The 12,297-nt window shown below is 38.0% G+C and carries 10 protein-coding genes; 5 read left to right on the forward strand and 5 right to left on the reverse strand.

Annotated elements, in window-relative coordinates:
- Position 1 precedes the first annotated feature (1 nt).
- Together nagA and nagB are read right to left on the reverse strand one after the other, a co-directional pair.
- The gene (gene nagA, locus ABN236_RS00330) at positions 2-1,162 is read right to left on the reverse strand and encodes an N-acetylglucosamine-6-phosphate deacetylase (protein ID WP_270756642.1); all 1,161 of its coding nucleotides are present in this window, start codon (positions 1,160-1,162) and stop codon (positions 2-4) included.
- 124 nt (positions 1,163-1,286) lie between these two features.
- Positions 1,287-2,093: a glucosamine-6-phosphate deaminase gene (nagB, locus tag ABN236_RS00335; RefSeq protein ID WP_099660177.1), complete on the reverse strand. Its 807-nt coding sequence runs from the start codon at positions 2,091-2,093 to the stop codon at positions 1,287-1,289.
- Between the two features lie 354 nt (positions 2,094-2,447).
- Between nagB and nagE the strand changes: the two genes are divergently transcribed.
- From nagE to ABN236_RS00360, 5 genes are all read left to right on the forward strand, one after another.
- Positions 2,448-4,490: an N-acetylglucosamine-specific PTS transporter subunit IIBC gene (nagE, locus tag ABN236_RS00340; protein WP_270756640.1), complete on the forward strand. Its 2,043-nt coding sequence runs from the start codon at positions 2,448-2,450 to the stop codon at positions 4,488-4,490.
- Between the two features lie 197 nt (positions 4,491-4,687).
- Positions 4,688-6,355 carry a glutamine--tRNA ligase gene (gene glnS / locus ABN236_RS00345; RefSeq protein ID WP_088493432.1) on the forward strand — a complete coding sequence of 556 codons (1,668 nt, stop codon included), beginning with the start codon at positions 4,688-4,690 and terminating at the stop codon, positions 6,353-6,355.
- Between the two features lie 638 nt (positions 6,356-6,993).
- Positions 6,994-8,388, forward strand: coding sequence for a chitoporin ChiP (chiP, locus tag ABN236_RS00350; RefSeq protein WP_088493431.1), 1,395 nt, complete (start codon positions 6,994-6,996; stop codon positions 8,386-8,388).
- 551 nt (positions 8,389-8,939) lie between these two features.
- Positions 8,940-9,779, forward strand: a complete 840-nt coding sequence (locus tag ABN236_RS00355) for a DUF817 domain-containing protein (protein ID WP_349473138.1) — start codon at positions 8,940-8,942, stop codon at positions 9,777-9,779.
- Between the two features lie 224 nt (positions 9,780-10,003).
- A complete protein-coding gene (locus ABN236_RS00360; protein ID WP_270756635.1) occupies positions 10,004-10,357 on the forward strand; it encodes a type II toxin-antitoxin system HicB family antitoxin in 354 nt (117 codons plus the stop codon).
- 80 nt (positions 10,358-10,437) lie between these two features.
- Here the strand turns inward: ABN236_RS00360 and fur are convergent, their stop codons facing one another.
- The 3 genes from fur to ybfE all read right to left on the reverse strand — a co-directional run bounded on the left by fur (position 10,438) and on the right by ybfE (position 12,184).
- On the reverse strand, positions 10,438-10,884 hold the full coding sequence (fur, locus tag ABN236_RS00365; RefSeq protein WP_023581171.1) for a ferric iron uptake transcriptional regulator: 447 nt from the start codon (positions 10,882-10,884) through the stop codon (positions 10,438-10,440).
- Positions 10,885-11,073: 189 nt separating this feature from the next.
- Positions 11,074-11,601, reverse strand: a complete 528-nt coding sequence (gene fldA / locus ABN236_RS00370; protein WP_004244384.1) for a flavodoxin FldA — start codon at positions 11,599-11,601, stop codon at positions 11,074-11,076.
- Positions 11,602-11,875: 274 nt separating this feature from the next.
- Entirely contained in the window at positions 11,876-12,184 is a 309-nt protein-coding gene (gene ybfE, locus ABN236_RS00375) for a LexA regulated protein (RefSeq protein ID WP_036912278.1), read from the reverse strand.
- Positions 12,185-12,297 lie beyond the last annotated feature (113 nt).

Here is a 12,297-nt window from a genome sequence, read left to right on the forward strand (position 1 = left end):
GTTATTCAGTTATTTCGATACCATTGACAAACGTTGTACAAAGGTTGAAGTCCTTATCAAAAGAAGCGAGGTTAGCAATTTTTCCAGCTTCAATTGTTCCCAATTCTTTTTCCATTCCAATTGCACGAGCAGGATAAAGTGTTGCCATCCGCAATGTTTCATCTAATGGAATACCTACATGGATCACGCTATTTTTAATTGCACCAATCATGGTTAGTGATGATCCACTTAATGTGCCATCTGCATCGACACAAAGACCATTACGATAATATATGGTTTTACCGGCAAAAACGAAGCTATCCATCTCATTTTTGCTAGGATCAAGCCCCGCTGGCGCAGTTGCGTCTGTGACTAAAAGTAATTTTTCACCTTTCAAACGCTTACTGTTACGAATATTTGCCCATGAAACATGTAAACCATCAGCAATGATACCAGCATAAACTTCAGGTGTATCATAAATGGCACCTACAAGCCCTGGGCCTCTGCCTGTAATATAAGGCATTGCGTTGTAAAGGTGAGTCGATAATGAGATACCATTACGGAATCCTTTACGTGCTTCTTCATAAGTCGAATTAGAATGACCCGCAGAAACAATGATACCTGCTTTGATTAATTGACGAACATACTTTTCATCAACCATTTCTGGCGCGAGGGTGATTTTGGCGATGACATCCGCATTATCGCACAAATAGCTAATCATCTGAGCACTTGGTTGACGAATAAATTGTGGATCGTGAGTCCCTTTTTTAATCACATTGATATATGGGCCTTCTAAATGTAATCCCAATACTTTATTTTCATGTTTCTTCATATAAGCACGAGTTGCTTCAATGCCTATTTTCATCAATTCATCAGAACAGGTAATTAGCGTTGGCAAATAGCTAGTGCAACCTAAGCGTTCATTCGCTTTTTGCATAATTTCTAACGTTTCAACGGTGACATTTTCAGGAGTGTCATTAAATTGCACACCGCCACAACCATTAACCTGTAAATCAATAAAACCAGGAGAGACAATTGCACCTTTCATATCACGAACAGTGATATCTTTTGGCAGTTGATCCTGTGGGCAAACCTGCTCAATACGGGAGCCGTTAATAATAATGGCGTGGTTTTCTAAACGGTCGTAACCTGTATAAATAACAGCATTTGTTAAGGCAAACATACCTTTGTCTCCTGATAAGGGAAGTCAATCTAAAAAGCCGATATCAGCCAGCAAATTCTGGCTGATAAGTAAGAGAGCTTAGCCTTTTCCGCTACTTAATCAGTAGGTACTTATTTTACTAAACTTAGTCTTGGTATTTCTGACACTCTTGCGCTTCAATCTGTTGGAAATAACGCAATGTTTTTACACGTAATTCCATTGTTGCAGGATCATCACACACTAAAATTGCTTTAGGGTGAAGTTGAACACAGGAAATCGTCCATAAATGGTTAACAGCGCCTTCTGTTGCTGCATGTACTGCTTGCGCTTTATTAAAGCCGGTCGCCAAAATCATTAATTCTTCAGCATCTAATAATGTGCCTACACCGACTGTCAGTGCATATTTAGGAACATGATTAACATTATTGTCGAAGAAACGTGAATTTGCTAAGCGTGTATCTTCAGTTAGCGTTTTCATTCGAGTGCGTGAAGAGAGTGAAGACGCAGGTTCATTAAATGCAATGTGACCGTCGTTACCTACACCGCCCATAAACAGATTGATTTTGCCATAAGACTTGATTTTAGCTTCATAGCGTTCGCATTCTGCTTGTGGATCTTCAGCATTACCATTTAATAAATTGATATTTTCATCTTTAATATCAATATGATTAAAGAAGTTTTCGTACATGAATGTGCGATAACTTTGTGAATGATCTGATGGAATACCAACATATTCATCCATATTGAACGTCACAACGTGTTGGAAGCTGACTTTTCCTGCATGATGTAACTCAATTAATTCTTTATATGTCGCCAATGGCGTGCCACCAGTCGGTAAACCAAGTACGAAAGGGCGCTCTGCAGTTGGATTAAACGCGTTGATTTTCTCAACGATGTAATTTGCAGACCACTTACCAACTTGTTTTGCCGTGGATAGGGGGATTAACCTCATAGTAACCTCATAGAAAAAAGACAAATCTGATAACTCAGTAACGTGTTATTTCATCGTGTGATTATCAGTGGCTCATCTATAACACGAATTTCTTTTCATTTTTAGCTGATGATCGAAATGTCCCGCCAAAAGATATTTTTAATCATAAAATAAGCTTTCTGACTTAGCCAGCATTTCAGCTAAAAATTATACGATATTAGTGACTTTAATCACAAATTATGACTAATTAATTTGCGATACGAAATAATTTTTTTAGACTAAAAATGGAATTAAATAATTAGCTCATCAATTTTATTATAAAATATGAATGAGTATGAATAAGATCCCGCATAGGGGCTATCCAAGGGGGAGTTTGTGAATATTTTAAGTTATCTGCAGAAGATAGGACGGGCGCTGATGGTGCCTGTTGCTACATTACCTGCAGCAGCAATTCTGATGGGGATTGGCTACTGGATCGACCCAGTAGGCTGGGGTGGCGATAACGCGCTTGCTGCCTTACTTATCAAATCTGGTGCTGCCATCATCGACAATATGTCAGTCTTGTTTGCCATTGGTGTTGCTTATGGTATGTCGAAAGACAAAGACGGTGCTGCCGCTTTAACAGGATTTGTTGGGTTCTTAGTCGTGACAACGCTTTGCTCTCCAGCAGCGGTATCAATGATCAAAGGCCTGCCTTTAGAAGAGGTTCCAGTTGCTTTTGGTAAAATAAATAACCAGTTTGTTGGGATCTTGGTTGGTGTACTTTCTGCCGAGCTTTATAACCGCTTTAGTAGCGTTGAACTGCCTCGCGCACTGTCATTCTTTAGTGGCCGCCGTTTAGTTCCTATCCTAACCTCATTTTTAATGATCATCGTCGCCTTTATTCTGATGTATATCTGGCCTGTGATTTATGGCGGATTAGTCAGCTTTGGTGAAAGCATTAAAGATATGGGCGCATTAGGTGCGGGTATCTACGCATTCTTTAACCGTTTATTAATTCCAGTTGGCTTACACCATGCGTTGAACTCTGTATTCTGGTTTGACGTTGCCGGTATTAACGATATTCCTAACTTCCTTGCAGGTCAGCAAGCTATCGATTCTGGCTTAGCAACTGTGGGTGTAACAGGTCGTTATCAAGCAGGTTTCTTCCCAGTAATGATGTTTGGTTTACCGGGTGCAGCGCTTGCTATCTATCACTGCGCACGTAAAGAGAACAAAGCAAAAGTTGCTGGTATCATGATTGCAGGTGCATTTGCTGCCTTCTTCACAGGTATTACTGAACCACTTGAATTCTCCTTTATGTTTGTGGCGCCTGTGCTCTATGTTATTCACGCATTCTTAATGGCGATTTCTGTTTATATCGCAGCAAGCATGGAGTGGATTTCAGGATTCGGCTTTAGTGCGGGCTTAGTGGATATGTTCTTATCTTCACGTAACCCACTGGCTGTTCATTGGTACATGCTGATTGTTCAAGGTATTGTTTTCTTCTTTATCTATTACGGTATTTTCCGTTTCACTATCACCAAATTTAACCTGAAAACTCCGGGTCGTGAAGATGATGTGATGGGTGATGAAACTGCTGATGGCTATGATGAAGATATCAAAACAGCGCCAGCAAATAGTAAAGAAGGTATTCAACAAGAAGCTCGTCAATATATCGCAGCTATCGGTGGTTCTGATAACTTAACGGGTATTGATGCTTGTATTACCCGTTTACGCTTAAATGTAAAAGATGCCACTGTTGTTAATGATGCCTATGCAAAACGCTTAGGTGCATCAGGTGTTATTCGCTTAAACAAACAAAGTGTTCAAGTGATTGTAGGTACACGTGCTGAACTAGTCGCTAACGCTATGCGTGATGTATTGACTCAAGGCCCTGTGCCAGCTTATGAAGCGCCAGCTACCTCTACAGTATCTACTGAAAAAGCACCTGTAAAACAAGCCAACACAAATGCAAAAGTGTTACTTGAAATGATTGCGCCTTTTGATGGTGAAGTCGTGGCATTGAAAGATGTGCCTGATGAAGCGTTCTCTAGTGGTGTTGTTGGGGATGGTGTAGCAATCAAACCAACCTCTAATATCGTGATGGCACCTGCAACAGGTACTGTTGTTAAGATTTTTGATACTAATCATGCATTTTGTATCGAGACTGACAATGGGGTTGAAATCATCGTACACATGGGAATTGATACCGTTGCATTAGGTGGCAAAGGCTTCAAGCGTTTAGTTGAAGAAGGTGCAGACGTTAAAGTCGGCCAACCTATCTTAGAATTAGATCTTGAATATCTGAACGCTAATGCCAAATCGATGATAAGCCCTGTCATTGTTAGCAATATCGATGATTTTGATAAGATTGCTGAACAAGTTGATGGTGTTGTGGTCGGAAATAAAACGGTTATCTACAACGTGTTAAAATAAATTCTATCTAGATATTTAATCCTCTATAAAGAGATGGTTAAATAAGACGATAAAACGGGGAGTCTTTCAAACTTCCCGTTTTTTTATCTCTATTTTGATAAATATCTCAGGGGTGTATTTAGCTAAGGTATTTATGAAACCTGCTTATTGGATTATAGTGGGTTAATTATGCGTTTTGCTTTGAGGAAAAAATGACCATGAATGAGGCAGATGCCCGCCCAACGAACTTTATTCGTCAAATTATTGACGAAGATCTGGCTACTGGGAAACATAATAGCGTTCAAACGCGTTTCCCACCTGAACCTAATGGCTATCTTCATATCGGCCATGCGAAATCAATTTGCCTGAATTTTGGTATTGCTAAAGATTATCAGGGAAAATGTAATCTACGTTTTGATGATACCAATCCAGTAAAAGAAGATATTGAGTACATCAACTCAATTCAAAAAGATGTTCAGTGGTTAGGTTTCCAATGGGAAGGTAGCATTCATTACTCCTCAGATTATTTTGATCAACTTTATCAATATGCGATTGAGCTGATTAATAAAGGCTTAGCTTACGTTGATGAGTTAAGCGCTGAAGAAATTCGTGAATACCGCGGTACATTAAAAGAGCCAGGTAAAAACAGCCCTTATCGCTCACGTAGCGTAGAAGAGAACTTAGCGCTGTTTGAAAAAATGCGTGCTGGTGGCTTTGAAGAAGGTAAAGCGTGCTTACGTGCGAAAATTGATATGGCATCACCATTTATTGTTATGCGTGATCCTGTGCTTTATCGTATTAAATTCGCTGAACATCACCAAACTGGAAATAAATGGTGCATTTATCCAATGTATGATTTTACCCACTGTATCTCTGATGCACTGGAAAATATCACACATTCTTTATGTACTTTAGAATTCCAAGATAACCGCCGTTTATATGATTGGGTGCTGGATAATATCACTATCCCTTGCCATCCTCGTCAATATGAATTCTCACGTCTTAACCTTGAATACACAGTGATGTCAAAACGTAAGCTGAATCAGCTTGTGACAGAAAACATTGTGAATGGTTGGGATGATCCTCGTATGCCAACAATTTCAGGCTTACGTCGCCGTGGTTATACCGCAGAATCTATTCGTGAATTCTGTCTACGTATTGGTGTGACGAAACAAGAAAACAACGTCGAAATGGCAGCTCTGGAATCTTGTATTCGTGATGACTTAAACGAAAATGCACCACGCGCAATGGCTGTTATCGATCCTGTTCGTTTAGTGATTGAAAATATGCCAGAAGGTGAAGAAATTCTTGTTGCACCAAATCACCCGAATAAACCAGAAATGGGAACGCGTGAAGTGCCATTTAGCCGTGAGATCTATATTGATCGTGCTGACTTCAAAGAAGAAGCAAACCGTCAATATAAACGTCTGGTGCTAGGTAAAGAAGTACGTTTACGTAATGCTTATGTTATTAAAGCAGAACGTGTTGAGAAAGACGAACAAGGCGAAATTACGACTATTTACTGTACCTATGATGCAGAGACTTTAAATAAAGATCCTGCTGATGGACGTAAAGTAAAAGGCGTTATTCACTGGGTAAGCATTCCACATGCGATCCCAGCTGAAATCCGTCTTTATGACCGTTTATTTAGCGTACCAAACCCGGCGGCAGAAGATGATTTCTTATCAACAATTAACCCAGAATCATTAGTTATTCGTGAAGGTTTTGTAGAACGTAGCTTAAAAGATGCGGTTATCGAGAAAGCGTATCAATTTGAGCGTGAAGGCTACTTCTGTGCTGATAAGCTTTCAACGGCGGATAAACTTGTGTTTAACCGTACTGTGGGCTTACGTGATACTTGGGCGAAGATTTCTCAACAAGGTTAATTTGACGTTCTTTAAGTCACATTAGTGCCTTAATGAATAAAATGCTCGGTAATTTATTTATCGAGCATTTTTTTATCTGTTTTACAGCTTATTTTGCCTAATTTTTCATCTATTGATATTAAATATTTACTATTTTTAATTTGATTAGCCTCTCGTTTTATCTTTTTTAGGTGATTAGTTTTCATTTATTTCGTTTGAAATAGTTTATTCACTATCACTTTATTCTTTTGTTTTTTCATATCATCACGCTAAATAAAACTGTAATAAGAAAAGTGTGATTCAAACCACATATTTTACATCATTAAAAAAGATTATTTATAAATACTACTTATTATTCCTTTCTATAAAAACGAAATTTTATATCATTTAAAGATTGGTTTATAAAATACAATTAAATCAAGTGATTATATTTATTTTTAATCAATCCTTATAAAAGCAAGAAAATGAAACGATCATTTAGTTATGTGCCCTTTGTCATATTTTGATAAAAATTCTTTTTTTTTGGTTGATAATTCGCGTCGCGAAAAATATGCTGTTTATAACCTAATTTAGGTTTTTTCCCCACTTGGGGTTTTATATTTGGAAATAGGCATTGTGCTTATTTCTTTTTTAGTCAAAGTCAAAGAGGAAACAATGCTATGGTTATGCAAAATGCTAAACCAGGCAGGGTGGCACTTGCCGTTATGGGCGCATTGCTTGTAACTGCACTACCTGCAAAAATGTCTCATGCTGAAGGGTTTATTGATGACTCAACCTTAACAGGCGGTCTTTTTTATTGGCAACGTGACCGTGATAGAAAAGAGTTAACACCAAATAGCCCTGATTACGGCAAATACAAAGCTAACTTACACCATTCTACTTTCAACGCTAATCTCGATTTCTCATCAGGTTACCTTGGTGATTTTATTGGTATTGATTTAGCTGCCTTTGGTGCGGCTGAACTGAATAACAGTGGCCCTGCTGCACCTAACGAAATCGGTTTTAGTGATGCAAAAAGTCGCTGGGATGAAAAATGGACTGGCGATCGCAGTGGCATGAGTGTTTATAAAGCGGCTGCAAAATTCAAATTAGGCAACTTCTGGGCTCAAGGTGGATATATTCAACCTAAAGGCCAAAGCTTATTGCGCCCACACTGGAGCTTCTTACCGGGAACTTACCGCGGTGCTGAAGCGGGTGCTGTCTTTGATTTCGATAAAAGTGGTGAATTATCTTTCTCCTATATGTGGACAGATGAATACAAAGCACCATGGTATCGGAATATGTACAATTTCCGTAAAGCTGATCTAGAAACCAATATCAGCTATCTTCACTCTTTCGGCGCCAAATATGATTTTAAAAACAGCCTAGTGTTAGAAGCTGCATTTGGTCAGGCTGATGGTTATATCGATCAGTATTTTGGTAAAGTTTCTTATGATTTCCCAATTGCTGACAATGCATTAAGAACGTCTTACCAATTCTACGGTGCTAAAGATAAAGTTACCGGTGGTGGCGTTAATGATGTTTATGATGGGCTGGCATGGTTACAAGCACTGACTTTTGGTTATACCTACAATGTATTTGACTTCAAAGTAGAAGGAACGTGGGTTAAAGCTGAAGGTAATCAAGGTTATTTCTTACAACGTATGACTCCGGGCTGGGCAACATCTAATGGTCGTCTTGATGTCTGGTGGGATGGTCGTTCTGACTTTAACGCCAATGGTGAAAAAGCACTTTATGCTGGCGTTATGTATGATCTGAAAAACTGGGATCTGTCAGGCTGGGCAGTAGGTACTTCTTATGTTTACGCGTGGGATGCTAAGCCAAGTGGTAAAGCTATTTATGACCAAGGTCAGCGTATCAGAGAAAGTGCATGGAATGCGGATATTATGTATACGGTTCAAGAAGGTCGCGCTAAAGGCACTCTCTTTAAGCTTCACTATACCCGTTATGATAACCACTCCGATATTCCAAGTTATGAAGGTGGTTTTGGTAATATTTTCCAAGATGAAAAAGACGTTAAGTTTAACGTGATAATGCCATTTACTATTTTCTAATATCAGCATAAGGATAAAGTGTATTAATTGCACTTTATCCTGAATAAAACTAAAAAAGTTAAATACGATTACGATAAGTAAAAATAAGTAGTAAAAAGGTAGGGATGCGGTAATTAAGAAGAGCCTTACAAATAAGCCTCGTTAATAAAGTGAAGTTGTCAGCAGTAGTAAGAAGTGGAAGTAAGAAGTAAAAGAGTAGAAGCAAAAAGTAGTAAAGAGTCGTTTTAAAATCGCAGTATGCAGTAAAAGTAATGAAGTAAAGTCGTCATGTCATGTCGTCTGAGATAAATGTGAGTGGGTTATGTTTATCTCCTGTGCTTCAGTTATTTCGCAAAATTTGCGTAAGGTATTTACCCTAAGTAAAGGCAGTCAGAGTGGGTATCGTAGTGGGGGGTAAATACCTTTATTTTTTTTATTCCTTTCTTTTTCGTCCTTTTCATCCTTGTAGGTTTTTTTATTCTATGGCAAATTTCTTGCCATTCATTTTATCTCACCTTATTTATTATTCTGCATTGAATGCTGTTCGATAATGCGAGTTTTCAGGAAGAAGCATGTTAAAGCGATTGGATGATTTTTTATTAGAACCACCATTGAAGCCCTTTAAAGGTATAAAGCGATTTATTGTTGAATTTCTTTTCTTTGGTGTGAAAGAAGCACGTTCCTGTTTATTTGCCGGATTTTTCTTTTTTATTTTATTTGCAACACCAAGTAAAGGTATCTTTGGTATACCTCGTTATGATGTGCTTCTTATTCTCGCTATCGCTTTTCAATTATGGATGGTGTGGGGAAAGCTCGAAACATGGGATGAATTAAAAGCGATCTGTTTTTTCCACATTGTTGGTTTTGTGATGGAATTATTTAAAACATCAGCGGCAATTGGTTCATGGAAATATCCTGATTTTGCTTATACAAAATTGTGGGAAGTCCCTTTGTTTACAGGGTTTATGTACTCTGCGGTAGGAAGTTATTTAATTCAAGCATGGCGTTTTTTAAAAGTACGAATTGGACATTATCCACCTTATTGGATGGCAACTTTGGTTGCGCTCGCTATCTATATTAATTTCTTTTCTCATCACTTTATCGGTGATTATCGCTGGTATTTAACTGCCTTTATTTTAGGTCTTTATGCTCGTAGTGTGGTTTATTTTACGCCTTATGATACAGAGCGAAAAATGCCTTTATTACTCGCTTTTGTTCTAATAGGTTTCTTTATTTGGCTTGCAGAGAATTTCGGTACATTTTTTGGTGTTTGGCAATATCCTAACCAAATTGGTGCTTGGTCTGCTGTACATGCAGGCAAATGGGGCTCTTGGTCACTATTGGTTATTGTCACATTTACCATTGTGGTTCATTTAAAACATATTAAGCACAGTATCAGTGTGGCTAAGTAGAGTTAGAAAATATAGTCAGATTTAAAATGACGTCGTTCTTTGACGTCATTATTTTTTGTGTTAAATAGATGTCATCATGTGACGTCAATGGAATGAGAAATGATAAAGGCCAACGACCTGAGTTCCAAACACTACAAAACACTATCTGATATACCCACTGTGCCTCCAAAATCAGGAATTAAATGGTCTACGTGAATGGTTTGAGAATATGATAGGAGTAAAGCATGATTAAAAGTACGAATATCATGATAATAAGCGGACATCCTGCATCGGTTGTTTATGAATCTGAAATTAAAGCTTTCCGTGGGCAATTTTTAGATGTGAATGGGTACTGCGATTTTGTTGCTGATAGTATTGATGGATTACAAAAAGAAGGGGCGATTTCTTTAACTGAATTTATTGAAACTTGCACTGAAGAAGGAATAGCACCTTTTAAGGAAGAAGATAAGCTTAAAGCATTTACTTTACGTTATCCTGCTTGGCTAGAAGCACGCTTAAATGCAACAGTTGCGGCTCATGCTATTTCAAAAAATCAGTTTATTGTTCAGTTATTAGAGCGAGAACTCGTTACACGTTAATACTTCTGTTATTTTTAAAAGCAATAAAAAAGGAACTGTGAACAGTTCCTTTTTTTTACTGAGAGATCATCCAGAATGAATTATTTCTCATCATGTGCGTGGCTATCTTCTTTGCAATTGCCTTCAGCGCAGTGGCCATATAAGTAAAGGCTATGATTGGAAAGCTTGATACCATGACGTTCAGCGATGTTTCTTTGGCGTAATTCAATTGCATCGTCTGTAAACTCGATAACTTTACCACAATCAAGACAAATTAAATGGTCATGATGGTGTTGTTGAGTTAATTCAAATACTGATTTACCACCTTCAAAATTATGTCGGGTAACAATACCAGCATCATCAAATTGGTTTAAGACGCGATACACTGTTGCCAGACCAATCTCTTCACCGATATCGATGAGTTTTTTGTAGAGATCTTCAGCACTGACATGATGGCACTCAGGATCCTGGAGCACTTCCAAGATCTTTAAGCGAGGAAGTGTAACTTTTAACCCAGCATTTTTTAACGCTTTATTATTGTCGGTCATGCGGATTTAATCCTGTTGCTAATGGTGAATTTAATTTTTGTGCTCACAAATAGGTTTTATTCATTAATACTCGGGTGAATAAATAACCTCATTGATTATAGGCATGATATTTAAAAATAAACACCCCACCTATCACACTATCTTAGCACACCATTGAATAATTATCATTCTCAATATTGAGTATTTATTTTATCCCAGAATTTCGTCTAGGCTCATTTCTTCTTTGATTTGAGCAACCCAAGCGTCAACACGCTCTTCAGTTAATTCTGGTTGACGATCTTCATCAATCGCAAGACCGATAAAATGATTATCATCTGCAAGCCCTTTAGAGGCTTCGAAATGGTAACCTTCTGTTGGCCAATGTCCTACGATAACTGCACCACGAGGCTCAATAATATCGCGGATAGTACCCATTGCATCACAGAAATATTCTGCGTAGTCCTCTTGGTCACCACAACCAAATAGTGCAACAAGCTTACCATTGAAATCAATATCTTCTAGTGTTGGGAAAAAATCATCCCAATCACATTGTGCTTCACCATAATACCAAGTAGGAATACCTAGTAACAGAATATCGAACGCTTCGATGTCTTCTTGACTGGATTTTGCAATATCATGAACTTCGGCATTATCAGCGCCCAGTCTTTCTTGAAGCATTTTGGCAATATTTTCAGTGTTGCCAGTATCACTGCCGAAGAATATTCCTATGATTGCCATAAAGTGAGATAACCTCTTTTATTCTAAATTCGTTATATTTCAAATTGTAGCGTTATTGACTACGTATATTTTCACAAGTTACATACTTTCTTGTATGTTTCCAGTGACTCATTCACTTGTCACCTAGCTACACTTCAAAATATTTAGAGTATATTTGTCTGTGTTTGAACAATTACTAGTGAAAGATAAGCATTGTGTTTTCATAATAGAAAACTAAAAACGTATTTTGACGAAAATAGCAGGCTAATTCTGTCGAATTTGTGTGGTTTATCTGCTAGCTATTTTTGTTTTGATGCATTTTTAAGGCGTGATTTTGCGCCAATTGCTCTAGTAATATTTCTTCAATAAGCTCACTACGACTGACGTTTCTTTCTGTCGCCAACTCATTGAGAGCATTCACAGCATCTTCATTTAATTTTAACTCAACTCGACGTAAGCCATTAACTCTGTCACGTCTTAATTGATTGCGTTTATTAATTCTAAGCTGTTCATCCCGAGAAAGCGGGTTTGTTTTAGGTCGCCCAGGTCTGCGTTCATCTGCGAACAAATCCAGTGTGGTGCGATCAGTTTGTTCTTTTGCCATAAATTTTGCTGTGAAAGGGCGTATACCAATGACTAAATTGCGAAACGCCCAATAATACCCCACATAGTGATGTCTCGCCACTGCTTCCTGACTTTAACCTATTGTGATTTGGT

Source organism: Proteus sp. fly-1013 (genome assembly GCF_040140245.1).
Taxonomy (GTDB): domain Bacteria; phylum Pseudomonadota; class Gammaproteobacteria; order Enterobacterales; family Enterobacteriaceae; genus Proteus; species Proteus mirabilis_B.